This is a genomic window from Paenibacillus sp. FSL M7-1414 (assembly GCF_038003195.1).
Classification (GTDB): Bacteria; Bacillota; Bacilli; order Paenibacillales; family Paenibacillaceae; genus Paenibacillus; species Paenibacillus amylolyticus.
On record NZ_JBBOOS010000001.1, the window covers coordinates 1,752,611 to 1,778,665 of the forward strand.

39 protein-coding genes are annotated in these 26,055 nt (G+C 43.0%); 37 read left to right on the plus strand and 2 right to left on the minus strand.

Annotation, left to right across the window (positions count from 1 at the left end; translation table 11 throughout):
- The first annotated feature begins 3 nt into the window (after window positions 1-3).
- The 34 genes from MHH92_RS07955 (at window position 4) to MHH92_RS08120 (ending at window position 21,560) form a co-directional block, all read left to right on the plus strand.
- Window positions 4-504, plus strand: coding sequence for a hypothetical protein (locus MHH92_RS07955; protein ID WP_340903062.1), 501 nt, complete (start codon window positions 4-6; stop codon window positions 502-504).
- Between the two features lie 168 nt (window positions 505-672).
- Window positions 673-1,119, plus strand: coding sequence for a LytTR family DNA-binding domain-containing protein (locus MHH92_RS07960; RefSeq protein WP_340032264.1), 447 nt, complete (start codon window positions 673-675; stop codon window positions 1,117-1,119).
- Window positions 1,116-1,526 carry a hypothetical protein gene (locus MHH92_RS07965; RefSeq protein WP_282318870.1) on the plus strand — a complete coding sequence of 137 codons (411 nt, stop codon included), beginning with the start codon at window positions 1,116-1,118 and terminating at the stop codon, window positions 1,524-1,526. Before MHH92_RS07960 ends, MHH92_RS07965 begins: the two co-directional genes overlap by 4 nt.
- Window positions 1,527-1,541: 15 nt before the next feature.
- A complete protein-coding gene (locus MHH92_RS07970) occupies window positions 1,542-1,940 on the plus strand; it encodes a hypothetical protein (RefSeq protein WP_340903063.1) in 399 nt (132 codons plus the stop codon).
- A 78-nt stretch (window positions 1,941-2,018) separates the two neighbouring features.
- A complete protein-coding gene (locus MHH92_RS07975) occupies window positions 2,019-2,411 on the plus strand; it encodes a hypothetical protein (protein WP_340903064.1) in 393 nt (130 codons plus the stop codon).
- 5 nt (window positions 2,412-2,416) lie between these two features.
- Window positions 2,417-2,764, plus strand: a complete 348-nt coding sequence (locus tag MHH92_RS07980; RefSeq protein ID WP_127544694.1) for a hypothetical protein — start codon at window positions 2,417-2,419, stop codon at window positions 2,762-2,764.
- 290 nt (window positions 2,765-3,054) lie between these two features.
- The gene (locus MHH92_RS07985; RefSeq protein ID WP_340903066.1) at window positions 3,055-3,507 is read left to right on the plus strand and encodes a hypothetical protein; all 453 of its coding nucleotides are present in this window, start codon (window positions 3,055-3,057) and stop codon (window positions 3,505-3,507) included.
- Window positions 3,508-3,566: 59 nt separating this feature from the next.
- Window positions 3,567-4,409: an adenylyl-sulfate kinase gene (locus MHH92_RS07990; protein ID WP_340903067.1), complete on the plus strand. Its 843-nt coding sequence runs from the start codon at window positions 3,567-3,569 to the stop codon at window positions 4,407-4,409.
- A gap of 220 nt (window positions 4,410-4,629) precedes the next feature.
- A complete protein-coding gene (locus tag MHH92_RS07995) occupies window positions 4,630-5,121 on the plus strand; it encodes an NUDIX hydrolase (RefSeq protein ID WP_340903068.1) in 492 nt (163 codons plus the stop codon).
- 14 nt (window positions 5,122-5,135) lie between these two features.
- Entirely contained in the window at window positions 5,136-5,705 is a 570-nt protein-coding gene (locus tag MHH92_RS08000; protein WP_340903069.1) for a phosphoglycerate mutase family protein, read from the plus strand.
- A 93-nt stretch (window positions 5,706-5,798) separates the two neighbouring features.
- Window positions 5,799-6,314 carry a nucleoside deaminase gene (locus MHH92_RS08005; RefSeq protein WP_340903070.1) on the plus strand — a complete coding sequence of 172 codons (516 nt, stop codon included), beginning with the start codon at window positions 5,799-5,801 and terminating at the stop codon, window positions 6,312-6,314.
- Window positions 6,311-6,685, plus strand: coding sequence for a hypothetical protein (locus MHH92_RS08010; RefSeq protein ID WP_340903071.1), 375 nt, complete (start codon window positions 6,311-6,313; stop codon window positions 6,683-6,685). Before MHH92_RS08005 ends, MHH92_RS08010 begins: the two co-directional genes overlap by 4 nt.
- 41 nt (window positions 6,686-6,726) lie before the next feature.
- Complete coding sequence (locus MHH92_RS08015; RefSeq protein ID WP_340903073.1) at window positions 6,727-7,269, plus strand: GNAT family N-acetyltransferase; 543 nt, start codon at window positions 6,727-6,729, stop codon at window positions 7,267-7,269.
- Window positions 7,270-7,289: 20 nt separating this feature from the next.
- A complete protein-coding gene (locus MHH92_RS08020; RefSeq protein ID WP_340903075.1) occupies window positions 7,290-7,955 on the plus strand; it encodes a Type 1 glutamine amidotransferase-like domain-containing protein in 666 nt (221 codons plus the stop codon).
- Entirely contained in the window at window positions 7,948-8,841 is an 894-nt protein-coding gene (locus MHH92_RS08025; protein WP_340903077.1) for a PhzF family phenazine biosynthesis protein, read from the plus strand. Before MHH92_RS08020 ends, MHH92_RS08025 begins: the two co-directional genes overlap by 8 nt.
- A 26-nt stretch (window positions 8,842-8,867) precedes the next feature.
- Window positions 8,868-9,629 carry an aminoglycoside adenylyltransferase domain-containing protein gene (locus tag MHH92_RS08030; protein ID WP_340903079.1) on the plus strand — a complete coding sequence of 254 codons (762 nt, stop codon included), beginning with the start codon at window positions 8,868-8,870 and terminating at the stop codon, window positions 9,627-9,629.
- 4 nt (window positions 9,630-9,633) lie between these two features.
- Entirely contained in the window at window positions 9,634-9,993 is a 360-nt protein-coding gene (locus MHH92_RS08035; protein WP_340903080.1) for a GNAT family N-acetyltransferase, read from the plus strand.
- Between the two features lie 145 nt (window positions 9,994-10,138).
- The gene (locus tag MHH92_RS08040; protein WP_340903081.1) at window positions 10,139-10,978 is read left to right on the plus strand and encodes a GNAT family N-acetyltransferase; all 840 of its coding nucleotides are present in this window, start codon (window positions 10,139-10,141) and stop codon (window positions 10,976-10,978) included.
- 23 nt (window positions 10,979-11,001) lie between these two features.
- Window positions 11,002-11,592 (plus strand): HD domain-containing protein, encoded by a 591-nt coding sequence (locus MHH92_RS08045; RefSeq protein ID WP_127544656.1) that lies wholly within the window; start codon window positions 11,002-11,004, stop codon window positions 11,590-11,592.
- A gap of 45 nt (window positions 11,593-11,637) precedes the next feature.
- Window positions 11,638-12,093 carry an NUDIX hydrolase gene (locus MHH92_RS08050; protein WP_076327121.1) on the plus strand — a complete coding sequence of 152 codons (456 nt, stop codon included), beginning with the start codon at window positions 11,638-11,640 and terminating at the stop codon, window positions 12,091-12,093.
- A gap of 17 nt (window positions 12,094-12,110) precedes the next feature.
- Window positions 12,111-12,440, plus strand: coding sequence for an HIT domain-containing protein (locus MHH92_RS08055; RefSeq protein ID WP_127544653.1), 330 nt, complete (start codon window positions 12,111-12,113; stop codon window positions 12,438-12,440).
- 175 nt (window positions 12,441-12,615) lie between these two features.
- Window positions 12,616-12,774, plus strand: a complete 159-nt coding sequence (locus MHH92_RS08060; protein ID WP_162158967.1) for a hypothetical protein — start codon at window positions 12,616-12,618, stop codon at window positions 12,772-12,774.
- A gap of 108 nt (window positions 12,775-12,882) precedes the next feature.
- Entirely contained in the window at window positions 12,883-13,662 is a 780-nt protein-coding gene (locus MHH92_RS08065; RefSeq protein ID WP_340032269.1) for a hypothetical protein, read from the plus strand.
- A gap of 134 nt (window positions 13,663-13,796) precedes the next feature.
- Entirely contained in the window at window positions 13,797-14,477 is a 681-nt protein-coding gene (locus MHH92_RS08070; RefSeq protein WP_340903085.1) for a zinc dependent phospholipase C family protein, read from the plus strand.
- A gap of 103 nt (window positions 14,478-14,580) precedes the next feature.
- Window positions 14,581-15,003, plus strand: a complete 423-nt coding sequence (locus MHH92_RS08075; RefSeq protein ID WP_340903086.1) for a hypothetical protein — start codon at window positions 14,581-14,583, stop codon at window positions 15,001-15,003.
- Between the two features lie 27 nt (window positions 15,004-15,030).
- A complete protein-coding gene (locus tag MHH92_RS08080; protein ID WP_340903087.1) occupies window positions 15,031-15,609 on the plus strand; it encodes a GNAT family N-acetyltransferase in 579 nt (192 codons plus the stop codon).
- A 296-nt stretch (window positions 15,610-15,905) separates the two neighbouring features.
- Entirely contained in the window at window positions 15,906-16,403 is a 498-nt protein-coding gene (locus tag MHH92_RS08085; protein WP_340903089.1) for a PH domain-containing protein, read from the plus strand.
- Window positions 16,400-17,962 (plus strand): PH domain-containing protein, encoded by a 1,563-nt coding sequence (locus MHH92_RS08090; RefSeq protein ID WP_340903091.1) that lies wholly within the window; start codon window positions 16,400-16,402, stop codon window positions 17,960-17,962. The genes MHH92_RS08085 and MHH92_RS08090 overlap by 4 nt, the downstream gene beginning before the upstream one ends.
- A gap of 82 nt (window positions 17,963-18,044) precedes the next feature.
- A complete protein-coding gene (locus MHH92_RS08095; protein WP_339188779.1) occupies window positions 18,045-18,821 on the plus strand; it encodes a Cof-type HAD-IIB family hydrolase in 777 nt (258 codons plus the stop codon).
- 109 nt (window positions 18,822-18,930) lie between these two features.
- Window positions 18,931-19,101 (plus strand): YHYH domain-containing protein, encoded by a 171-nt coding sequence (locus tag MHH92_RS08100; protein ID WP_094030640.1) that lies wholly within the window; start codon window positions 18,931-18,933, stop codon window positions 19,099-19,101.
- A 94-nt stretch (window positions 19,102-19,195) separates the two neighbouring features.
- Window positions 19,196-19,657 (plus strand): GNAT family N-acetyltransferase, encoded by a 462-nt coding sequence (locus tag MHH92_RS08105; protein WP_076252572.1) that lies wholly within the window; start codon window positions 19,196-19,198, stop codon window positions 19,655-19,657.
- Window positions 19,644-20,306 (plus strand): HAD family hydrolase, encoded by a 663-nt coding sequence (locus tag MHH92_RS08110; RefSeq protein WP_340903099.1) that lies wholly within the window; start codon window positions 19,644-19,646, stop codon window positions 20,304-20,306. Before MHH92_RS08105 ends, MHH92_RS08110 begins: the two co-directional genes overlap by 14 nt.
- 55 nt (window positions 20,307-20,361) lie before the next feature.
- Window positions 20,362-20,889, plus strand: a complete 528-nt coding sequence (locus tag MHH92_RS08115; protein ID WP_340903101.1) for an NUDIX domain-containing protein — start codon at window positions 20,362-20,364, stop codon at window positions 20,887-20,889.
- The gene (locus MHH92_RS08120) at window positions 20,889-21,560 is read left to right on the plus strand and encodes a DUF3298 and DUF4163 domain-containing protein (protein ID WP_127544625.1); all 672 of its coding nucleotides are present in this window, start codon (window positions 20,889-20,891) and stop codon (window positions 21,558-21,560) included. Before MHH92_RS08115 ends, MHH92_RS08120 begins: the two co-directional genes overlap by 1 nt.
- Window positions 21,561-21,855: 295 nt before the next feature.
- On the opposite strand, the gene MHH92_RS08125 is transcribed toward MHH92_RS08120, so the two are convergent.
- On the minus strand, window positions 21,856-23,016 hold the full coding sequence (locus tag MHH92_RS08125; RefSeq protein ID WP_340903103.1) for a glycosyltransferase family 4 protein: 1,161 nt from the start codon (window positions 23,014-23,016) through the stop codon (window positions 21,856-21,858).
- A 425-nt stretch (window positions 23,017-23,441) separates the two neighbouring features.
- Between MHH92_RS08125 and MHH92_RS08130 the strand changes: the two genes are divergently transcribed.
- Complete coding sequence (locus tag MHH92_RS08130; protein ID WP_340903104.1) at window positions 23,442-24,011, plus strand: DMP19 family protein; 570 nt, start codon at window positions 23,442-23,444, stop codon at window positions 24,009-24,011.
- A gap of 26 nt (window positions 24,012-24,037) precedes the next feature.
- Window positions 24,038-24,322 (plus strand): hypothetical protein, encoded by a 285-nt coding sequence (locus MHH92_RS08135; protein WP_253506839.1) that lies wholly within the window; start codon window positions 24,038-24,040, stop codon window positions 24,320-24,322.
- Window positions 24,323-24,417: 95 nt separating this feature from the next.
- On the opposite strand, the gene MHH92_RS08140 is transcribed toward MHH92_RS08135, so the two are convergent.
- Window positions 24,418-25,191 carry a sporulation protein gene (locus MHH92_RS08140; protein WP_253506841.1) on the minus strand — a complete coding sequence of 258 codons (774 nt, stop codon included), beginning with the start codon at window positions 25,189-25,191 and terminating at the stop codon, window positions 24,418-24,420.
- A gap of 181 nt (window positions 25,192-25,372) precedes the next feature.
- On the opposite strand from MHH92_RS08140, the gene MHH92_RS08145 reads away from it, so the two are divergent.
- A complete protein-coding gene (locus MHH92_RS08145) occupies window positions 25,373-26,050 on the plus strand; it encodes a class I SAM-dependent methyltransferase (protein WP_340903106.1) in 678 nt (225 codons plus the stop codon).
- The last annotated feature ends 5 nt before the right edge of the window (window positions 26,051-26,055 follow it).

Consider the following 26,055-nt stretch of genomic DNA (forward strand, 5'->3'; position numbering starts at 1 on the left):
GTTATGAAGGCTAAACTTCGACCAGAAGATATATATTCAAAGCAACTGAGCTGGCTGTGTATTGAACCAATGCTTGTATCAGTACGGGGCAGAGATATGGCAGCCAAATCAGAGATATACCGATTGTTACACGAAGGGCAACAAGCTTTATTTCTGTTCTATTCCTATCATAATCACACGAAAAGTCTGGCAGAATTTTATTGGTTTTCGGCATATAACATCATTGAGATCAAAAGCTGGAATGGAATAAAAAATGGGATGCACTTTTTTCATTTAGATGAGATGGTTAATGTACTTGAACAGATTGAAAGTCTCATTACGGACAAAAATAAAGTGGGTGAAGAGTGGCTTGAGGTGCTGGCAACAGATCTGGATAAGGACCCAATCTTGCTTCAGAGAACAGAGGTGTTATATGACACCTATCAGACCGTCGCGCAAGCAGCTATTAAACATATGAATGAGATGATCCTGCAAAATCGGGATATGTATCTGGAGATTGAGTAAGGTTAACGTAGCACCTCCTTATAAAAAGAACTGCTCCCATGGAGTGGTTCTTTTTAGTATCTATGCAGTACCGATGCAACAAACTTGCAAAATCATGCAACAAAACGCAATACAGTGGGATTGCCGTAACTATGCTTGTAATATGAGTTGTGAGAGGAGGGGCAACACATGAAAGTCATTTTTGAAGAGGACACAGCAATTGATAAAAGGGTAGCCAAGGTCATAACCCATCCTGCGGAGAAGTCGAAGTGGGACCGTATTCAGAAGGCAATCTGTGAATCGGAAACTCAATTAACGGTCATCCATGCCAAGAATAATCGCAATATACAGATCCAGTTGAGCTCGGTGGTTGCCTTTGAATCAGAGGATCGGATGTGCTGTGTCCGGGTGATCTCAGGTGAGAGGTACTTGCTTCATAAACGTCTGAAATTTGTAGAAGAGGATCTGGATGACCTTCATTTTGTAAAAATAAATAATCAAACGATCATCAATACGCGGTACATCACCGCATTCTCTGCAACAGACCAAGCTCGAATTAAGGTAGACCTGAGCGATAGCTCCAGTTACTTCGTCAGCCGATTTTATATTAAAAACTTTAGGGGGAAATTATCATGATTACTCAACTTAGAAATTCTTTTTTTCAAGTATTCACTATAATGACGCTATGGATCACACTCTTGGCTACAATATTCTTTGGTGATCTGCCCATTCAGATGTCCTATTTATGGAACATAGCGGGTATTGCTTTTATTGCAGCTTTGTTGTTTGGAATGATGTATAACATACTGTGGAACTATTTTACGTTAAAACCGGTATGGAATATCGTCATTTCTTCCACATTCAATATTGCAGGAGGCATGGCGATGGTATGGTTATTCTCGGTAGACATGTTCCAATTCATCGCTCCCTGGTTCCCCGGCATGTGGTTATTATCTATCGTGCTACACGTCATCGCTTTTTATTTTTATGCTAGAATAGATAGCAGGAAAAAAGCGGAAGAGTTAAATAACATTCTCAAGTAGGTAGGGAGTACACGTATGAACGAGGAAGAACTGTTGCAGTTGTACGGATTGGAACCTGATGAGGTACACCGGGAGGCCATCCGACAGCTGCTTCAGCAAGAGATTGAGAACCGGAAGTCAGAGGATAACGAGGTTCTGAGACTGTTGTGCATCATGTTATTCTGTATTGGAAATGTGGAGGACACCACGCTGATCTGGAAAGCCAAACGAAAGAATCAGGATACGGGCAGTTATATTGATGTGCAGTTATTATGTGGTGCGGGACATGAGCAGACTTTATTTTATCTGGAAAATATGGACGGGGAACAGGCGCACAAGGAGTTGCTTTACCTTAGACAGTGCGAGCCGTATGACTTTGTTGATTTCTCCAATGCGGAATGGGTCTCAAACTATAAACAATATTATGGTGTTTAATATATGAACATACGGGATGAGGTAATTCATAGGCATGGAATAAACGAGCAAACAGACATACTGGAAGGAGGGGGGGCTATGCCAAGTTTGCATGACAACATCATATTAAGCTACGAAGTTGATTTAGAGAACAAAAGGATCAGGATGCGTACTCGTTCAAGTCATGATGTGCCGAAAAATATGGATGTTTTATTCTCTGGTGTTATGGCTCATATGTTTGATACACCGCTGCATGGCAACATTATTTTGGATCTGGATGAGTGGGATATAGAGCATTTTATCCCTTATAATCGAGAGTTGTTAGAATCGGGGATGGGTCAAGGGTGGCCTGTCAGTTATGATTCCTATGATGAATTGCAAATCCACCTGATCGAGGAGAAATACAAGTACATGGTGATCTCATCCTCGTATGGATTGAGTGATTGGGTTTTGGCAAAGAACGTAGAGATTTCTGTTCAAGAAATGGGGTGAACGGGATGGAGCGTGAATACACACAGCATGGTGGCAAGAAGGGCGCAGGACTAAGAACGGGCATTGTTGTTCTTGTTGTTCTGCTCGTTATTCTAGTAATGACCAATCCAAACGAAGAAGATTTTGTTGCGTGGCTCGCAAGTGAACATGACATCCATGCTTCGTATGATGTGAATGATGGCAGGACGTTTACGCAGACGATCGACGGTGAGGAAAAGAAGCTTCACTATAAAGGCGGACATATAGGGCATATAGGGATTTTTTCAACATACAGTTACCGTTTTGCGGATAATGAAGAAAAAGAGATCCAGATTGAAGCGGTCGGTATAATGAATATGTTATTTGATAGATAGGTAGATTGATTGTGGACAGTTACAAAAGTTGAGTGAAAGTTCTGCTGATAACCACGCGCTTTGCATGATGTAACTCGTGCAGAGAAGCGTGTTTTTTTGCGTATAAAGCGGTAGAAACAGAGATGGTTAACTTCGTTTATTCGCAAATTCCACATTATGGGTTATGATGTACCTTGAGAGAAAATTTTACATACATAGGAAGTCTCTATTTTAAATAAAATATTTTAAATAAAAGGCATTTAAGGTCTTTACCAGGGGAGTATTATCCATGATTGAATGGAGGGCTGACTATGAAAAAGTTAACCGTAGTTTCAGTATTATTTCTACTTCTAGTGGCCTGTCAGAACCAGGAAAACACTGAAGATGCACAACAATCATCGACATCCCAAGAGAAGGAAGACATCCCACCAGAGTATCTCGATGAAACAAACTATACAGGGGACAAATTGGAAATCGTCAAACTTATGAATGCTCGTATGCGTTATTTATACGAAGAGGATGAAAAGCGATATATGAATCTTTTTGATCCAAAATCTCCTATATCAAGTATGGGAAGATACAAAGTTCTCAAGGTTACTCCCATGAGCGACATAACTATACAGGAGCAAAGGAAGCTCTTTCAGGCAGTGGTGACGGTTAACGAGTTAAAAGAGAACAATGAAGAGTATAGCAATACGATGGTGTTTTGGAAAAAGAAAGAAGATGGCGATTCTGCGCAATGGGTTATTGCAGATATTGATTGATAACATAGTGTCTGACACATGAAAGATCCATATCTTCACACAAAGTAAAGGGTGATGTAATGATGACAAGGCGATTAATACTGATTGAAGGGTTACCGGGTTCAGGCAAGTCAACGGTTGCCAAAATGGTATCCGAAATTTTGATAGGACAAGGCAAGGAGGTACAACTATTTCAAGAAGGGAACCTGGATCACCCTGCTGATTACGAGGGCGTATCTTTTTATTATGCTGGAGACTTCGAGGCTTTATTGAAAACACATGAAGAATACAGAGAGATTTTGGAAAGCAATGCGATTGTCCATGATCAAGGTATCCTGATTCCTTATCGTAAGATGAAAGAACAGTGGGGAATAGATCTGCCCGATCAGATTGTACAGGATATTTTCAGCCGAGATATTTACGAAATTCCTTTTGAGCAAAATGTTAAGCTGATCACCGAGAAGTGGCAAGATTTCGCCCAAAACGTGTTAAGCACGAATGATGACTGCATCACGATATTTGAGTGTTGTTTTATCCAGAATCCACTAACCATGGGTCTCGTAAAATGCAATCAATCCAAAGAGCAGAACGTGCAGTATGTATTGGAACTGGGGCGTATCATTCATGCTCTGAACCCGCTTCTCATCTATATCGACCAGAAAGATATATCCTATACATTTGATAAGGCAGTCAGTGAAAGACCAAAAGAATGGTCAGAGGGATTCATTAATTATTATACGAACCAGGGTTTGGGGCAGGCACAGAGTTATCAGGGTGTTAAGGGTACGTTACAGGTTTTGCAGGAAAGAAAGAAGCTGGAGTCCAAAATCTATGGGTTACTTCAGATGGATAAGGTATGGCTGGATAATTCGGATTATGACCGCGAGGCTTGTAGGCACAAACTAGAAAAGATTCTGCAGTAACCTTAATGAAATACGAATACATACCGGAGGTCAGTTTTATGACATTTTATGGAGTAGCCTTAATTGCAATAACCGCAATCTTAATTATTATAGGTGTTCGAAGCAAACGGAAAGTAATTCTTAGATGGGGCATAGCCAGTTTAATTTTATTGCTCGTACTCATCATTCCCTCATTCATCATGGGATTCATGGACGGATTTGCTGATGGGTGGTCAGCGAGATGACCACTGCAGATAACAATAATGTATCGTATGAACAAAATAACAACAAATTCAACTTCCGTGTGGCAGGTATTGTGATGGATGCGGGAAGAGTTCTTTTGCATACGACTGAACAGGATGATTTCTGGAATCTGCCCGGAGGTCGGGTGAAATTAAACGAGACAACAGAAGCGGCTATTGTACGAGAAATGATGGAGGAACTGGGTGTTCATGTAGAAGCAGAAAGGCTCGCATATGTTAGTGAAGATTTCTTTGAATATGATGGCCTGAAGTATCATGAAGTTGGCTTTTATTATCTCATCACATTGCCGGAAGCCCATAAGCTATATAGTGAAACTGAATTCAAAGGTTTAGAAGATAACGGTAAGTTAACTTTCCAATGGTTTTCCTTGGACGAACTGGAGCGGATGGAAGTATATCCTGTGTTTTTGAAAAAGGAACTGACTAACCTTCTTGATGCAAAAGGCATCAAACACTTCATTCAGAAATAGAGGAATAGGTGCCTATGGACATTACATTTATTCGTCATGGTCATGGCGAACACTTGATGGATTATCCAAACCAATTAAATTGTCTGCATCCTGGCCTCACTGAATTGGGAGAAAGTCAAGTCATAGCGTTGCGTAAACAAGTGGTTTTTGCGCCTGAAGACGTCATTTTGGTTAGTCCAACGAAACGTACTATTGAAACAGCACAACTCCTAACCACTAACAAAAATCTTGTATTCTTCAGCCCGCTGGTTGGCCCAAGAATGTTTCCTCAGAATCCAGAGTTTGTTCCTTTCGTCTGTGATCAGATCTATTCAAAGGAAGAACTCAGCCATCAGTATACTGACATAAGAATGCTTGATTTGGGTTTGGATTGTTGGGAAGAAATTATTAATCAGATGGATGCAGATCGGTTCCAGATATTAGCTGAACAGCTTCTTGAGTGGTGCAGGCAACAGAGCGGCAATACGTTTATCATTTCACATGATGGTACGATATCGAACAACAGGATGTTACTCGGAGAAAAAGAGTTAACCAAAAGTGATTTTCTTGGTGAAGCAGAGCAGTACACGATCAGGAACTTTTAACGATCTAAGGAGATTCCGTCAATCTCTTTTACTACACATTAGACAAGGAATCTGCTTTATAAGCGACTATAACTGCACTTAGGGGGATTTTCAATGAAGTTATCGGATTATGAGTATCTAACTTTGGCTCTGGAAGAAGCAGAACAATCATTTACTGAAGGAACGTATCCGATTGGTGCGATAATCGTGGATGTGGATGGGATTGTCGTGAGTAAAGGCAGGAACCGAGTTTTCTCGGATTGCGACCCCACCGCACATGCTGAGGTGGATGCCATTCGTCGGGCAGGAAAACATTTGCTGGATGTAGAGAAGAAGAAATTCTCGAAGAAGAAAGACTTGACGCTTTATACTACCTGTGAGCCTTGTCCCATGTGTTCGTGCACCATATTAATGTCGGGGATTAAAAAGATTGTATGGGCAGCAAATGATGAAGAATATGGAGGGCTTCGACGTTTCAAGGAAGGGCCTCATTTTATCCATATGTTTGACACGTTATCCTGTGTTGCAGCACCCTATCTTGATCTGGAAAACAGACAGAGGGCTTTGCTTGCCAAATGGAATATTGGTAGAGGTGTGCTCAATACAGAGTGGGAGATTCCTAAACAATGAAATCTGTTCCGTTCTCTATACTTATAGCCAGTGTCATTTTAGGTATTTCGTTTATTATTGGCTGTATATTGCTAACGACTCAGGAGAGAAATAGTGAACTGACTCAGGCAGCAGAGCAAAAAGTACCTAATGATAAAGCATTAATGACGATTCAAGAAACTGCCGAGTATCTAAGTATGACTGAAGAACAGGTGATGAGTATTATTAAGGCTGAGCAAGGGAGTTTTACGGTGTCAGGTTTCTTTGATGGGAGAATGTTTCCGTTCATTAAGGTTCAGGATAATTTTTTTGTTAGTAGAGTGGAGTTGGATTTGTGGGTTCAGGAAGCAGCTACAAGTCACAGAAGGTATATTAATGGGCAAATGCAGTAGTCTATGGGAACGATGGCATAATCCAAAGGAGATGAATTCATATGGAATTCGTGGGAGAGAAAGTAAGAATAACAACAGTCACAGAACAGGACCTCGACTTCATATGTCAACTTGAATGTGACACAAATATATGGAGCTTTGAGGAAACTGTTGAAACGGATGAGGAGAAGGTCCGTGAGAAATATCGCAGCCATTTTGCTGTCGCAGATGAGAAACCGTATGCCTATGATTTCGTTATACGCCGCTTGAATGATCCAGAAGATACACCCATTGGTATCGTTCAGATGTGGAGTTATGTGGATTACCGAAAAAGCTGGGAGATTGGATACGGTGTGCTTTCAGAATACGCAGGCAACGGATATGGGAGCGAGGCTACACGTCTTTTGTTACAATTTGCGTTTCAAGAGTTACAAGCTCATAAGGTTGTCGGCATGTGTAATTCACAAAACGTTCGCTCAGCAGCACTGATGCAGCATGTGGGTATGACACGGGAGGCCGTCTACCAGGAAGAACTATGGTGGAACAATCAGTGGACAGACCAGTATTTTTACTCCATTTTGGATAGAGAATTTAAGTCTGTCTAATAGGTACGGGAGGAAATAAGATGACTACATTGGTTCTGCTAAGTGATTTGGTTTTCGAATCTAACGATAAATTGGATCAGAGAATACTACGCTTATTTAACAGTGAACAGCCTTCCATCGGATATATCCCTTCGTGCTCCGACCCGGAGCGGAAGTATTATGAACATACTAAACGTTATTATAATCAAATAGGAATAGATAACCTGCAATATTATGATCTTGATCTGGAGTATGAGGAGAGCACATTTGGTGCTATTTTCGAATGTGATGCGATTCATCTATCCGGCGGAAATACGTTTTATTTTCTAAGTTTATTACAGAAGAGAAATATGGTTGGTTTGCTACGTTCCTATGTGAAGAGTGGCGGCATTCTGATTGGAGTTAGCGCAGGAAGTATTCTGACTACACCTACCATAGATATAGCGGGATATGGGGAAGATGCTGATGAAAACAATGTAGATCTGAAAGATATGCAAGCACTGGGACTCGTTGATTTTGAGTTTGCACCGCATTGGGACGGTTCGGAAGATACCCTGAATTCATTAAGAGAGTATACGCGCGTTAACCGTACGGCGGTTTATGCGTGCCAAGATGGTGGCGGGCTTGTAATGGATGGTAAAAGCATAGAGTTGTATGGACATGTGCGTCTCTTAGATTACAGAGAGAGTGGGTCTGGTCATGAGTAATATTACGGTCTATTATTATGATGCTTTCTCTACCGTTCCCGGTCAAGGTAACCCGGCAGGAGTGGTTTTTGATGCTGATCATTTCAGTGAGACGGAGATGCAGCAGATCGCTTATAAGGTTGGTTTTAATGAGACGGTATTTGTGTTGAATTCTGAAGTAGCTGACGTCAGACTACGTTATTTTACACCGGGCCATGAGATTAATCTGTGTGGTCATGCCACAATGGCATCACTGTATGGTTTGAAGACGCGTGGGATGTTGAGTGACAAAGAGTTAATCACGATTGAAACCAATGTAGGTACATTACCCATACGATTTGAGCGCAATGCCGACACCATTTACATGGAAATGAAACAGGATCAGCCGCAGTTTATACCATTCCAGGGGGATATCGAGAAGCTGGTAAGCGCCATCAATCTCACTCTGGATGATGTTGACCTTTCTACGCCAATCGTTTATGGAAGTACAGGAGCCTGGACGTTATTAATCCCGATTCGTGAACTGAACTCCTTTATGAAAATGAAACCGGATTCTTCCCTGTTCCCAGGAATTTTAATTGAGAATCCCAAAGCTTCCCTGCATCCCTTTTGTTTCGAAACCCGTGATTTCGATGCGATGATGCATGCCAGACATTTTTCATCACCATACTCTGGTACGACGGAAGATCCAGTGACTGGAACAGCCTCCGGGGTGATGGGTGCTTATTATTTAACCTATGTGAAACCGGAGATTGATGAGGTACAGTTTGTGGTAGAGCAAGGGCATGAGATTGGTAGAGATGGAAAGGTTCAAGTGAGTGTGATTCGGGATGGTGAGGATATGGATGTCAGAATGAAGGGGACAGCTGTTTTTGTGCGTGAACTGAACGTTGAATTGGACACCTGATCTTCTACATAAAGGAGAGACTGTTATTGAATGAAAAGACTGTTTTAGATAGCGTTACTCGTGTCTTGAAAGAAGAATTAACGGATGCCTTGGTGGGAATATATTTACACGGTTCCATGGCCATGGGATGCTTTCATCTAAATCAGAGTGATATCGATATATTGGTCGTTAGCCGGGAAAAGCGATCTGCTGACACCTATCGAAGGATAGCAAAAAAGCTAATGCATATTGAAGATGAGATGCACATTACGAAAGGTTTTGAACTCAGTATTGTACTGGAATCTACGATTGTAAGTATGGCATACCCTACCCCTTTCGAATTTCATTATTCTGCCTATCACCGGGAGAAATATCGAACGGATGAGCAATATCTCTGTGGTGGATATGAAGATCCGGATCTGGTAGCACATATGGCGGTCATCTATGATCGAGGTATTGTGCTGGATGGTAAACCCATTAAGGATCTGTTCCAACCGGAAAATCGTGAACATATGATTGCCTCAATTACATCGGACGTGAGTTCAGCTATGGAAGAAATTGCGGACAACCCAGTCTACTATGTATTGAGTCTATCCCGGGTTCTTTTGTACGTGAAAGATTCAGTCATTCATTCCAAGCGAGAAGCAGGAGAATGGGCACTTACAAACCTTCCCACTAAATACAAGGAAGTCATCTCACAATGTCTTGCAAAGTACAATGGTGATTTGGAGAATGTGAATTTGAGTGAAGCCTTACTTCGGGAGTATGCGAAATATATGTTGAATCAGATCCAATTGAAGGGAGATTAACATTTTGCAAATTTTTGATATTCGGCAGAAGCCGGAGGTGTTGCAAGAAGCAGTACAGTATTTCTGGAAACAATGGGGCTCGGAATCAAGCTTCCATTTCTATCGGGATTGTATAGACCGTTCTGTGGATACAGAGAGTGATGTACCAAGATTTTATGTGATGTTGGACGGAGACCGAATTATCGGTGGGTGCGCTTTGTTGCGAAGTGATCTGAATAGCAGGCAGGATCTTTTTCCCTGGTTTGCGTGTCTTCATGTTGATCCAGAATATCGGGGCCAGAATCTGGGTGGACAACTTCAGACCCATGCGATGAATGAGGTGAAAGCAAAGGGTATGACAAGCTGTATTTGTGTACTGATCTGACTGATTATTATGAAAAAAATAACTGGGCCTATATCAGTAAAGGATATTTGCTTGATGATGAAGAGACAAGAATCTATGAATATAAGATTTAATAGAGGTTACACACGCTTTATGGCTTTGTCTTGAATTCGAGAGGAATGAACCTATGATTACCCAGATTAATAAACATGATTTCCACAAAGTAAAACATCTCACGGACTCGTGTCAGAATATTGAAGTCAAGGCGGTGGCGTCTGGCTTGAACCCGGGACGGATCTATGTAGATGATGCAGAGAATATCACAGCAGCTCTAATTTGGGTACATGGACAATCTGGTTTTCAGTTGATCGGCGACTCTCGAAGTGAGCCCTTTCTGAATGAATTGAAAGAGTACATGCGGGAACGTATTGAACCTGAGTTATTGGACTTACATATGCATGCTGTTGAAATTGGTGTGGTGGACGAAGCCTGGGAAGATGTTCTTCGGCACATCTCCGGGAAAAGAGATATCTCCAGTGATATTCAGCATGTATTCAAGTTGAATCCAAATTCGATAAGTCAGCAAGCACCTCTCGACATATGTGCTTCACAGGACGAGAAAGTCAGAATTCTCAGGATAGATGAAGTACTATTAGGAGAGAAAAGATATAACAATTCTCCATTCCTGAAAGATAAAATCTCTCACTTTTGGAAGACAATAGATGATTTTTTACAACATGGCTTTGGCTATATTGCAGTGCATAACGATGATATCGCGAGTGTTTGCTTTTCGGCATTTATCGTAGATCAGACACATGCGGTTGATATTGAAACGGTTGAAGTCTACAGAAGAAGGAATTATGGTGCGATGGTGGCAAAAGCTTTTGTGGAAGAATGCAGTCGTGTAGGTATACATCCGTATTGGGATTGTTCACCGGACAATGCAGGCTCAATTCGTCTGGCACAAGATGTGGGGATGTCACTCGATTTTAACTATAGAGTTTACTGGTATGATCTATCCACATAGATGGGTATGAAGGAGGATGTGCTGTGAGCGAATCATTACAGGATCAGATTCACTTTCTCATTGAGATTGATAAACTCAAAACGATTGAACGAAAGACGAGAATTATGCACGGTGAGAGACTTGAAAATGATGCGGAGCATTCCTGGCATCTGGCGATGATGGCCTTGGTTTTGCAGAGTCATGCCAACAAGGATGTGGATATCCTCAAAGTCATTAAGATGCTTCTCGTTCATGATCTGGTCGAGATTGATGCCGGAGATACGTTCGCTTATGATACGGTGGGACACACGGATAAATATGATCGTGAACTCAAAGCAGCTCATCGGCTGTTTGGTATATTGCCTAAGGAACAGGCGGAAGAACTACTCTATTTATGGTTAGAGTTTGAAGCAAAGCAGACGCCTGAAGCACAATTTGCCTCATCTCTGGATCGGTTGCAGCCTCTGATCCATAATCATCAGAATGAGGGAGATACGTGGCAGAAATATAACATTACAAGTGATCAGGTATTAAACAGAAACCGTGAGATTGCGAACGGTTCCGAAACATTGTGGGAGTATGCGCAGCAGCTTATTCAGAAATCCGTAGATCAGGGAATCTTGACCAAATCATAAGGGTAGGTTTCACGTATGCACTTTGAAGATGGGGGAGAAGCATGAATGGGGTATATCATGGAGCTAAGAAAACTGGTGGGCCCGCGTCCTCTAATTATGGCGGGCTCATGTGTACTCGTGTTCAACGAGGAAGGTCACCTGTTGCTACAAAAACGTACAGATAGCTTGGATTGGGGGACACTTGGGGGATCCATGGAACCCGGGGAGTCTTTGGAGGAAACAGCTGCGCGGGAATTGTATGAAGAGGCCGGACTGAGAGCGGAATCATTCAAACTCATTAGCATTTTTTCAGGTGAGGACATGTACTATCAGTACCCACATGGTGATGAAGTTTACAACGTCATGGCTGTTTATGAAGCTTCAGGTATCAAGGGCAGCCCAACCATTTTGGATGATGAAGGGCTGGAACTCCGATATTTTGATCTGAATCAGCCGATCCCTGAGATCAATCCGTTTACGGAATATGTGTTGAAGAAGGCAGGATATATTAGAACTAACTAGTAAGAGGAGGGTATGTTATGACGCAGGACTTCTATTGTGATGAGGTGCTGAGTGGTAAAACGCAAGTCAAAGTTGTCATGGAAACAAATAACGTTATGGCTTATCACCATACCCGACCATACTACGAACACCATATCGTGGTGATTCCCAAGATTCATATTCAGTCCTTCATTTCAGAAGAGGAAGAGAATAATGATGAACTACTCTTAGAAATGATGCGTGTCATTAAAAAGATTGCTGCTGACTTGTTAGCTCAGACAGGCTCGTCGAAGATTATAACTAACTTGGGCAGTTATCAAGACTCGAAGCATCAGCATTGGCATATAGTCAGTGGTGAGCGAACTTAGGAAACTGTATACCGGATTACAAAACTTCCACCTTTCACATACGGATGTGGAAGTTTTTTCGTTTTGAACCACTAAACATACCAAACAACTCTTACATCTACCCAAAAATGAACTAAGGAAAAATATGCTAGAATAGGGAGTGAACATTTAAAAGGGTCAATTAGGAGGAATAATAATGATGGTTGGTTCTATAGTTACGATATTTGCAATGTTGATTAATGTGTTGTTATATGGACTGGGCGTGTATGCGCTGATCCTGTTTATTAAGCTGGCCCGGCGTGGGATTCAGGCACTGGATATCTACCTGTATGAGAAACGGGGAGAGCGTTTTTAACGTTCACCATCTCACACTCGAACAGAATTATCATTTTTCTCTCAGTGTTTTATCTTTCCTGATCTAGTATGATTAACGCATCAATCCAGTAAAGAGAGGGTTAATGACATGGATGCTTTTTTAGAGCAAATTAACGAGTTAAACGAGCTTCAGAAAGACTTGGTTAGCCTACATCCTTTGTTTGCAGAACATTATCCAGTGGTTGTAGCCTATGAAGCTTTATTATATATCTATGATTATTCGTCCAAAACGCAGCAATATGAGTGGGTGAAGACGGTACCGGACGATTTATATATTCCAGATGAATGCCTTGCTGCGATGCCGGTGCATCATATGAACGGACGAATGTGTGCGATTGTAACGGATACAGCGTTCAAAGATCTGGAGCAGAAAGTTTATCTGTTCCACGAATATGTTCATTGTTATGTATATGAGAAATATGATGAACGGATCGTGAACCGTCTTCAGATTAAACATAAAATGGACCAACTGAAGCGTGTGACATGGGAACTGGATTATGAATTTCCGTATGAAGATGAAATCGTTGTGGAACGGATTAACTCATTGTTGTCTGCTTTGAAGAGTAAAGACCTGACACAAGTACAGACAGCTAGAAAGGCGTTGTTCACTTCATTAAATGAAGAACAAGCCGAGTACTGGAGCTGGTTAGAGTGGAACGAGGGTTACGCGCGTTATATTGAGAATCTGATTCGGGCAAAATTCGGGCAGGAGAGCAATCATTTTGGAGATACAGCTCCGTTTAATCGTCTAGTATTCTATGAATGTGGGTCGGAATACATTAGTCTGCTTGTGAAGGAGCACCCGGAGTACCATACGGATCTGGAGCAGCTGTTTGACCGCATGCAAGTGGAGAGAATTCAGGGATAATCACGCATCTACGGTGAAAAAAGGTGGAACATCGAAGTCTCACTATTCCAGTGATCTGCGTTGCACCAGTAGGTTATATCGTTTCTTTTTACTAAGTATAGTAGAATACTTCCCGATAAAAGGAGATTAACTCTATGCCGTTACCTATGGTTCATCTCAATATCGCTAATCTGATTGCAGACTCGCTGCAAATGCAGGCTGATCGAGGTTCATTCTATCTGGGGAACATCGCCCCGGATTCCATACATATGCGCGAAGGTACAACCAGAGATGATAAGGAATACACCCATTTTAACCCGAAAGATGATGGAGATTATGTTGGTGAACTGAAGGATCTCTACTCAAGCTATATGCAACAACTTACCGATGAAGGATGGAAGTGCTTTGTGCGAGGATACTTTATGCATGTGCTAACAGACTATTACTGGTTCCGTAGTGTGCATCCCGAATTCGTCGAACGGGTCAACAAGGTAGACCATCATACAGGCAGTAGCAGATCGAAGGATGAACTAGCGCGTTTATATTACCAGGAGACGGACCAGATCGATTTTAATCTCTATCAAGGTTCAAGTTGGAGCGAAGAAGTATGGCAGGTGCTCAACAGCTCACCGGGTTATGACATGACGGACCGTTTAACTGCTGATGAGATTGTGCGCTGGCGGGACCACACGTTTTCTTTTCTTAATGGGGAAGAACCGGGAATTACTCCTGAGTTCATCACGGGTGAGAGAGTTCAAGTATTTGTGGAAGAGAGCGTAGAGCGACTGATCTCTATGTTGTCTTCATGGGACCCGGAGTTACGTAACTTGATATGAATATAGATAGTTAGTGCAGTTGAGTCATTTCATTATATACTGTATTTATTACTTCTCTACTCATTACTAGTTTATTTAATACTAAGTAAGGGAGGCACGCAGTATGGTGAAATATGTAGGAGTGTTGCTCGTATTTGTCATTGCCACGTTCATTGCAGGGTGTAGCAAACCGAATGAATCGAACGCGGAAGAAGGGCTTCCTGTACTGATCACTTTAACGTGTAATCCCAACCTTGCCTTGGAACCATGCCAAGATGTTGTGTTTGATCGATCTGACGAGATTCGAATCATGATGGAGGCCATACATAAGGCAGAGCGTATGCCAGGTATTATTGATTATGGTACGCAGTACAAGATGAGCATAACAAATGCGGACAGCTCCATAACAAGGTATGATTTTTCACTAGGAATGGATCCCAAGATGCAAGGCTTGTTAGTAAACGAGGAAGACACGCATACTGGATATAGCATTCCTCTTGAGGATGCGAATCAACTAAGAAGACTGATTCAGCGACGTACAGATTAAGAGGGTATATGGGACGGAGAAGAACCTGTGGATGACAAAATTACCATTGAACCTTTGACGCGATCGGATGCAGATGGAGTGTATCAGGTGTTCGAGACAACCATTCCCGCAGCATTTGATCAGGAGGGAATAGGCTCGCTTCTGGATGATATTCAGGATGAGATAACACACAAAAAAGCGATGATTCACAAGGCATTGCAAGCAAAGGACAACATCAAAGCAAGTGTATTTTTCCTCGTCGCCAAAATGGGGGATGTTATTGTAGGCACAATCTCGTATGGACCGTGTGGTAAGGAGATTCGAGAATGTACAGAGGGCCGGCTGAACGGTATCGGAGAACTGGGTAGCCTGTATGTGTTGCCCGAGGTTCAAGGACAGGGGGTTGGTTCGGCGCTCATTCTTGCACTGGTTACTGAACTGCAACGGCTGGGAATTCAGCAATTCTGCCTGGATAGCGGTTACCAGATCGCACAGAAGAAGTGGCAACGCAAATTCGGTGAACCCTATGTCGTGGCGAACAACTATTGGGGAGAAGGAACAGATCATATGGTTTGGCTGTGTGAAGTACAGGGTTTTATAGAGGTTGTTCAAAAAGCCCGCTTTTGATTACGAAGGATGCCTATCGGCATCATCAGCATCGAATATGGAATTCAGCCGAAATGTCCGTTGCTCACGTAGTTTTCCTACGCTCCGCTACTCCATTTCTAGCTTCATCCCATCTTCTCGGTACTGAAAACCAGTCTTTTTGAACATGCACTAAAGTAAAATGACATGAACAAAAGAGATGACGACCTGTATTGTATAGGGGTCATCTCTTTATCTTTTTGCATCGATCGTGGACGATTGTTCGTACATTGTATCATGTGTGTTTTTATGTACCCGAGGAAAAAAGGAGTGAACATATGTCAATACAGTGGAATACACCCGAGCAACGGCTGTCCCCTCATGCGGTAAACTTGTGGAGAATTAGCGCCATCATATGGAATGTAATAGGTTTCCTGATCCTTGCCGTACTGTTAATACTCGACTCCATCTATGGATGGAAGACGTGGATTGGTTGGATTTTGTGGGGCGTTACGGGCATATCGGTGCTCTATGCGGTGTGGGATATTTTCATCCAGCCTTCATGGTTATACAAGCATTGGTACTATGATGTGAATGAGGAGTTCCTGCAACTGAAGCGCGGGGCGCTAACCAAGGTACATCAGATCATCCCCATGGCGAAAGTGCAATCGGTTACAACAAATCAGGGACCTTTAATGCGAAAATATGGACTCTATTCCGTATCGGTTGGCACGATGGGTTCATCGCATGAAATCCCGGCATTGCCAGAGGAAGTTGCGCTTGCACTCCGTCATCAGATTGCGTCCTATGCGCGGATTAATGAGGTGGATGAATGATCGATATGAAGCGACATCATCCAATAACCATGCTGTGGAGCTTGTGGAAACGGGTAAAGAATTGGTTCGCTATCGTCCTTTTTTTGTTTGTTTTCCGTCAGGGCTCGGAGTCCCAATGGATATTCTATGGAAGAATCGCTTTTTATGTAGGTGTCTCCATTAGTATCCTGTCCATGATCCTGAAGTGGTTCACCTCGCGTTATGCAGCAGACGATACAGCCTTTCATATCTATAGTGGTGTGTTTAACCGTACCCGAAGAACGATACCTTATACGAAGGTCCAGAATGTGAATCGTCATACAACGTTGTTTCATCGGTTATTCAGGGTGACGTCGATTCGATTCGAGACCGGAATTAAGGGAGAAGATGCTACCTTTCAGTTACACGTTGTTTCACTTTCCGAAGCGGAGCAGCTGGAGAAGATTGTAGCAGGTCATATGGCTGAAGAAGCAGAAACAGCAGGAGCAACAGAGGAACATGATACGTTGGATGCAGTTCAGGTTATGGAAGAGGGAGAGGCGCAATCCGAACCTGTTATAACTGATGAAGCCATGTCTCTGCCTGCAAAAGAAAAACAGGAACGGGTTGTTCATTATCATTCCACCCGCAAGGACATATTCAAAGCATCCTTTACCTCGCTCAGCTTTCTCGTACTGATTCCGGTCCTGGCTACGCTGTATTCCTGGGTGAAGGACTTCTTCCCTGATGAAGAAGTAACGGAAAGTTTGTTATTAACCTGGCTTGATTCCTGGTGGATTGCCGGTTTGATGATTTTAGTTTTATTGATTATATCTATTGCTCTGGGCATAGTCAGAACCTTCGTAAAGTATGGAAATTTCCAGATCACCTCGGATGCCAAACGGATCTATATCTCGAAGGGCATGATGGAGCAAACGTCATTTTCAATCTTGAAAGAGCGAGTCCAGGCCGTGAAAATTACACAGTCACCGATGAAAAGGCTGCTTGGATTAGCGGAAGTAGAACTGACCACTGCAGGTAGTCTGGGGGAATCCGAGCAGGAGGTGAACTCGCTCTATCCTTTCTTGCCTGTGAAGCAAGCCTATACCCTGATTGAGGAGATCCTGCCATCCTATCGGGTTACGCAGGAGATGGAAAAACTTCCACGAATATCACTATGGCTGCGCCTGCTCAAACCAAGCTGGGGGTGGATCATAATTACGGGTTTATTGTGGTATTTCAAACCATTGGTGTTTGGGCAGAAACATGCCTGGTGGATGATTTCCGCGATTCTGCTCGTGTGGATTGCAACATGCAGAGTGATGGACTTTTTCCATACCCGATACATTCTGCATCAGAATTTCATTCAACTTCGAACCGGTGCGCTCACTTCAACCCTCTTCATCTCCAAACGTGAGAAAGTCATCGAAGTGCAGATCACCCGTAATGTGTTACAGCGTTGGTTCGGTCTGGCTTCCATTCATACGGTAAACCGCGCCAAACCAGTACTGCATCATCGGGCACATGACATTTCCCTGGATACGGCCAAATCATTTCAATCATGGTACATGGGTCGTACCCAAGATGTTCAGACCCGTTAATTGCAAGAGCAAGTGCAGGAAGACCACATCAGGTTATTCTGTGCTTGCTCTTTTTAATTGAAGACAGAGGAGGAAGAACAATTTGATTAAAGCTGTGTTCTTTGATGTGGACGGTACATTGCTGAGCGAAATAGATCGGAGTTTATCACCGCGTACAGCTGAGTCGATCCGGGAATTGATTCGTAAAGGCGTTCAAGTCGTACTCGTCACAGGCAGGCCCTATAATTTATGCGAAGAATTCAGAAATCTCGGAATCGATACAATCATTTCGGCTAATGGGGCATTGATCAAAGCAGGTGATGAAGTGATACATAAGTCTGTACTTTCAGCACAGATGGTTAGAGCATTCAGTGAGTTTGCCGAGTTGCATGGGCACAGTATTTCATATTTTACAGAATCATTTGAGACGAACGGGTTGTGTACAACAGATGGTCGTGTTACTGACGCTTTAAGAGATACGCTTGGACTCATGAATTCCCCGCAGAAAATCAGCACGTTGGAACAGGACGTATATTGCATTTGCTTATATGCGGATGAAGCGGAGACGGAGAAATTCCAGTCCAGATTTCCTTCCTTACGATTCGTGAGATTCCATCCGTATATAGTGAATGTGCTGGAAGCGAGCGAAGTCAGCAAATCTATAGCCGCAGAGAAAGTTCTCGACTACCTGAAGATATCCAGAGAGGATACAATGGCCTTTGGCGATGGGGAGAATGACGTGGATATGCTAGTGTATGCGGGAACCGGAATTGCGATGGGAAATGGCGGAGAACGGATTAAACAAAGCGCTGATTATGTCACCCTGCGGGCAAGTGAAGATGGGGTCTTCCATGCATTGAAGCAATTTAAGATTTTATGAGAATGGATCGGCTAAAAAGATGAAGGATATCCAAATTGTGGATTTTCATGTAGAATGATATAGCACGTATTAAGCCCTAAAGCATAGGGTGTTGATCGAAGGGTGACTTATGAAAAAGGTTGTTATCGTAATCCTGTCTCTTGTCGTACTTGTTGGTGTATCCTCTTCCGCTTATGCTCATCCAGGCAGACTGGATAAGAACGGTGGACATAACTGTTCAGCCAAATCCAAACAAAAGGGTCTGTGTACAGGTTATCACTATCACAAAAAGAAAAAATGAGAATGAGCTGTACAAGATAAACCCGGCCATCGTTCAATGTATGGTTGGGTTTGCATGTGTACCATTGATTTAAAATGATGGAGGCGGTTACACCATGCAGATACAGGAGATATCGGTGTGGAATCATGACGATTTAGTGGCGATGCTGGTCGAAAGCTCCAGTGAGGGGTTCAGACATATCGAGCGATTAATCCATGAATATGAGACAGGAATCAATACATTCGAGCAAGAAGATGAAGCGCTTTTTGAATGCAGAGTGCACGATAAGGTGGTTGGGATCTGCGGTCTGAACAGAGATCCTTATTCTGAAGTGACTGATACCGGAAGAATTCGCAGGCTTTATGTGATGAGAGAATTTCGAAGACATGGGGTTGGGCGCAGGCTGATGGATGCGGTTATTCATAAAGCGGAAAAACATTACGCTCGACTGGTTCTGTACACGGATCAACCGGTTGCCGGCTCTTTTTATCGCGACTTGGGATTTAGAGAAGTGACGAGTATGGAGAAGATAACGCATGTACTGGAATTGGGGGAGAAGAAAGATGGATCATATTAAAGCCGTTATTTTTGATTTGGACAATACAATTCTGAACAGAACAATGACCTTTGACGGCTTCACGCAGAGTTTGATTAAAACCTATTTTGGTCACCTTGAGTCAACCGAAGATATAAGCAAACGAATTATTGAACTCGACCAGGATGGTTATAAGGACAAACCCCTTCTGTTCAACGAGTTGTTGAATGAACTGCCTTGGGCAGAGTATCCGCCACATGCAGAACTGATGGAGTTCTATGGCAGAGAGTATGTGCGAAGTTCAGTTCTGATGGAACAGGCGCGAGAAGTCGTTCAGCATCTTCGGGGGAAATACCAAACCGGGTTAATCACCAATGGGCAGACCGATATTCAGTATGGAAAAATAGATCAACTCGGTATCCGGGAGGATTACGACCATATTATTGTTTCAGAAGAGGCTGGAGTCAAAAAGCCCGATCCACGCATATTTCAGCTTGCGCTCGATCATTTCGGTCTGAGACCGGAGCAATGCATTTACATTGGCGATCATCCCGTGAACGATATTGAAGGAGCAGCAAGCGTAGGCATGAGCACCATCTGGATGAAGGTCAACCAGCCGTGGCAGGACAGCATTACGTTGGGTCCTTTACATACGATTGAGCATCTAAATGAGTTGAAGAAACTGCTTTAGAAGGCGGTTATATAAATTGAATTCCTATAATCACAGTCTGGAAAGGGAGGAACATATGGAGATTAGACAGATGGCTACAGCGTTTTTGAGCAATGGTTCAGACATGCTGATGATGAAGAAGGCGGGTAGCAGATTGTTTGATTTTGAATTCTGGGGTGGCATTGGCGGACATCTGGAAAAAGGGGAACTGAACGTACCCATGAGCGCCAGCTATCGGGAGATTGAAGAAGAGACCGGGTTCACGCAAGAGGATGTCGAACAATTTCGGCTTCGATATATTCTGTTGGAAGTTAACGGTGGGGAGATTTGGCAGCAGTTTGTATATTTCGGAGAGACCACGCATCGACATTTTGTGCCCTCGGATGAAGGCGAGTTATTCTGGATACCACTGGATGAGGTGTTGGACTTACATTCGTCTATTCTGATCAAAGCAACGCTTAGGCACTATTTACAACACCCAGGAGCAGAGGACATCTGGGTTGGAAACGTTCAGAGCGGAACAGACCTAAAGGGTACTCCACAGGTAATATGGAACAGAATGCAGGAAACGATATCATTTGAGCCAAAGGGGGTTAATCGATAATGTTGAAATATAGAATGGAAAGAAAAAAATTGAGATGGATAAATTACCTGTTGATCACTGTACTGATTGCTATAATTCTTCCGAGTAGTCATGTAGAGGCAGGCAGCACGATTACAGTGAAAACGAAGGTCCAATATTATAAAGGACAGCCATACATACATCTAACAGGTGGAAATAAATCTGTGACGGATAAACTGAACAAGACATTTAAACTCCACGCAGTGAAAGCAGCTCGCCTGGACAAAGAAGAAAAGAAATCAAACAAAAAATATTTCTACATCACCATGGCCAGTGTAAAATACAATGCAAAAGAAAAGTTATCTGTGGTATATGAAGATCATGTGTACACTGGCGGAGCACATGGAATGGATGCGACAAAATCATATAACTATGATTTAAGAACGGGGAAAGAACTGAAGCTAAGCGAGTATGTCAAAGACGATACTCAGATGGAGAAGGTAGAGAAATCAATCTCCAACAGTCTATTAGCCATGTATAATGCAGGAGTTTCTATTTTTGAAGAAAATATTTATGATTTTCAGCTTGATCAAACATCTGAATTCTTTTTATATGACAAAGGTATCGTCATCCGATTCCACCCTTATGAGGTTGCACCCTACGCTAAAGGGTTTGTAGATATCAAAGTCCCGTTCAGTAAATTCAACCAATAGATTGTTTGCAATATAAGGCATGATCCAGTTCAATGAGGTCATGTCTTTTTCTATATATACAATCATTCAAAATACTCTAATTTCAATAACTTCGGCTTCTATGTTTCTACATACCGTGTAAATAGCTTAACCCATTCCAAGAAGGAGGTTTTGTTATGAAACGTATGGAAACATGTTTCAGGCTGACCGTAGCAACGTGCACCTGCTATGCCAGCCTGAACGAGCGAACCGGTTTAATTTAGCATAGGGCAGAGGCGATTGTTATGGGTTGTTGGAAGAAACTCTTTTTGTCAAACTATGCTGTAATAATTCGATCTTTCGTTTGTCTGTTCCGATGTTCTATAGCCTCCTCATAATCCCCGATTAGTGTATCAAAAATATACTCCCACGACCGCTGTTCAGCCAGCTTTCTGCCTTCCAGTCCCATTATCCTCAATTGGTTCACGTGATTTCCCCAGAGACATATCTCCCGAATCAGTGCATCAGCCTGACCTGGCTCGAATAACACACCATTGCGGTGAGGGGATATCAGATCCTTTACACCTCCAGCATTGGCCGCCACCACAGGGAGTCCTGAAGCCATCGCTTCCAGTACCACATTGCCAAATGTCTCCGTAGAGGAAGGAAACACAAACAGATCTGCCGAAGCATACATAACAGCAAGTTCTTCGCCATGCATATAACCTGTAAAGGTGACATTGGGTGGGGATTGCAGACGCATTTTCGGGAGAGATGGGCCGTCGCCAATGATGATCCAGTGTACACGGGACTGCATTTCCTGGGGCAACTGTTGCATGGTAGTCGTGAGTGTAGCGATATCTTTTTCCGGGGCAATGCGTCCAACGTAGAGTAGAATAAGGGGAGCGGTGATGTGGTATCGTTCACGGATATCCGATCTGCGTTTATCAGGGGAGTATAGGTTGCAATCAATCCCGCGAGACCAAAGTTTCAGACGCTGAATGCCTTGGGTTTGCAGGGTGTTTAACGTTTCCTGCGATGGAGTTAGGGTTGCATCACAGGCACGGTGGAACCACTGGATATACTTCCAGTAGAGAGGAATCATACTTTTCAACCGGTAGTATTCGAGATAACGATCGAAGTGGGTATGGTAGGAGACAACATGGGGAAGACGGTGTTTGAGCGCATACCTCAGACCAAGCAACCCCATATTAAAAGGTGTGGCGATATGCAGCAGATCGGGTTGAAAGGTTTGTAGTTGCTTGTGCGTGTCTGCTCTGTTAGGTAGAGCAATGCGGCATTCGGGATACAGAAAAAAAGGGATGTTGGCAACCGATCGGACTTGAGTCTCATGGCTTCCTTCAATGACGGAGTTCGGAGTAAACAGCAGATGTTCAATTCTTCTGCGGTTCAGATGGTTACTCAAGCGGTGGAGCGTGCCAGCAACACCATTGGTTTCCGGAAGATAGGTGTCTGTGAACAAGGCCAGGCGCATCATTACCCCTCCCAAGACTCGTGATGCCAAGATCATAACAGCGGAACATTTTCCAGAGGTCAAGTGCACGTTAACTTGACGATATTCCCTGTAAATTGTTAAAGGATATACTATACCAACTTCCATAAGTTCAACTTGTATAGCGTATTCTGATATGATGTAATAACGTGTCGGCGTAGTTGAACTTGAAATTTACACGAAATGGAGAGGGCAGAAAAAAACTGAAGAAGCGGAGCTAAAAGCTTTCTGCAAGAAAGCTGCTTCGGAAGCTTACACTTCGCCTTTATCACCGGATTTTACCCTTTAATAAAGGGATTGAAAAAATCTGGGGATAACAGCGATCGGAAGTTTATTCTGACCGCGTAGTGGTCCAGTGTAAAAAACACGTTCAAACTATTTAGACAGAGAGATACAGGAGGCAGAGAAAGATGAACAAGTTACAAGAAGAATTGCAGGAGTTGTTACCACTTGATCAGCTTGAAGAGATGTCAGGTGAAGAAGTGGTGGGGAGTGTTGCCATGGACCTTTATCGGGCTGAATTTTCGACGATTCGAGAAAGTGGGCCGGAACTTCCGCAAGTATTGAGAGATATCATTCTAATCATTGATCTGGATACCGAGCTGTCCATGAACGGGATGACTGGTTTCCTTGAGAATTCCAGCGGACAGTATCTGGGTGAGACGATAACAGCTATGGAGCGGATCGGCAATGATGCAGATGCCGTGATCCTGAAGAAGATAGAGCAGATGTTGTCCGAAAGCGGTGTAACGCACGGGCAATTACGAGATAATGTGAATGGCCTGTCCGAAGATGACATCACGACAAGCCTGCAAACACACGGGGAACAGATTTATGAGGTATTGCAGCAGATTGAACTGGAAGCCGCGAATTTGAGCATGCAATCGGATAACGAAGAAAGCTTTGACCTGCTGTATCAATATGTGGACGAAAATAAAGAACGTTTAAAACAGGAGATGCAGCACGTTTTGTCTAATTGAATTGGAAAGAGGAGGTAAATGCAAGCATGAACAAACGATTAGCGATGGAATCCGTTCTGGTTACCTTGTTATTCATTATCGGTTTTGTAGCTTGGAATATCGTTCAAGGCATGATCATGACCATGAATTACGTACCTGATCTGACAAACACCGCTACTTACGGTAACCCATTACAATCCAAGGTTGCTTTTGGAACTATGGTTCAGTGGGATACAACATCCATGATCATGGCTGTTGCCGGATTCGTTTTGCTCGCCGCCGCATATTACGGTCTTCGATCAGGAATGCAACGCTGGACACAGCGTTCCTGAAGTATTGTCTTGTGAAACTGAACCAACCAAAAAACCGTCCTTCATCAGATTTGTCTGATAAAGGACGGTTTTTATTCGTTTACACAAACTATAGATTAAATATGTTTGGAAATGATTTCTTCCAATCCTTGAGCGACAGAATGCGCCCCTCGCGCCAGATGTCGTTTATACAGATGCAGGCGGACAAAACTTTCATCCGTGCCCATCGCTTCCGAGAACATTCCACTGAGTCCACGAGACCGGCGATCGATCTGTAATAGCAGCTCCAGCGAATCGCCCATGGGATAGAACAGCACTTCCAACTCATCCAGATGCCCACGGAACTTGTTTGTTGGTACAAATTCGAATTCCTGCACAAATGGCAGATTGCCACCCAGCTTCGGCGCATAGTCATTGGTTACTTCGCGGAGCTTGAAACCAAGGATATCAATTGCATCGAGCACGGTGTTCATGTCTTTGCTAGGAACAACATGCAGTCTGTCCCGGTCTGAGGGGTCTACAGCACTTGAAATATCGAGGCCCGTCTCCACCCATACCTCTGCACGATGCAGTGTAATTGGCAGATTTTCTGGGAGGTCAAATGAAAATTCTTTCTCCAATTTGGCTCCAGGCTGTAATGTAAAACCTTCGGTGAGTAGATATTTGGCTATAACGGCTGTTTCTTTTACTTTACGATCATCGTGCTCCCGTATGTAATGGGTTTTGATTGAAAGATAGATTCGATCTACGTTCTGTTCCACATCTCCACCTTCAATGTACACAACCCCCGTGATGATTCCTCCAGGCGTGACCTCTGGTGTATGCAATTCCGTATTTACTTTGGCTGCTCCAACACCTACACTGGCTAACATTTTCTTGAAAAATGACATGTGCTCAACCTCCAGATCAGATGGTTTATTATATGGGATACATATGGCTTCGACCTTAATACGGAAGCTGGAAGAGAAGCGTTTCAAATTTTAATAAAGATATATCGTATATCCAAACAGGAGAATCGACGTACCCATGTCGAATGTTTAAATAAAGGGAATTTTTGTCAGGAGGAACTCTATGAGCATGGAATGGTACGATATGATTGCACAACGTAATGGGGGATACAAGGGTAGAGCTTTGTATACGCTGGAAGGTAACTCTGCTGAAGATATTTTTGAAGAGCGGTTGATTAAGCTTCTGCCTCAGTATACATCCGTGCTCGATGCAGGCTGTGGACATGGGGAGTTTACGTTGAAAATGTCGGAATATACCGATCACATTATGGGGTTAGATAATTCGGAAGAGATGATAAAGATAGCTCGGAACAGTCTTCATTCAAGCAGGATAACAAATGTAGAATTTGTCTGCGTCAGCACAAAAGAAAAGATGCCATTTGAAGATAAGCAATTTGGTCTGATCTATGATCGCAGAGGTCCAACTTCCATTATTGATCATGGGAGATTGCTGCAAAAGGGTGGAGTTATGATTGGTATTCATACGGATATAACAAAGGTACGTGAGCGTTTGGAAAGAAATGCATTTAAGGAGATCAAGATTGAGGAATATAACGAGGCACTTATGATTTTCTCGGATGAAAAAGAATTTGCCATCTTTCTCTCCGATATCCCCGGAAACCCGGATTATACACAGCCTGAGTACCGGGAACAGCTGGAAGTCAAGCTGAAGGAGAACCAGGTTGATGGTAGAATTGCTGTAAGAGAATGCAAGTATATTTGGCAGGCCATAAGGAGCTGAAGTAG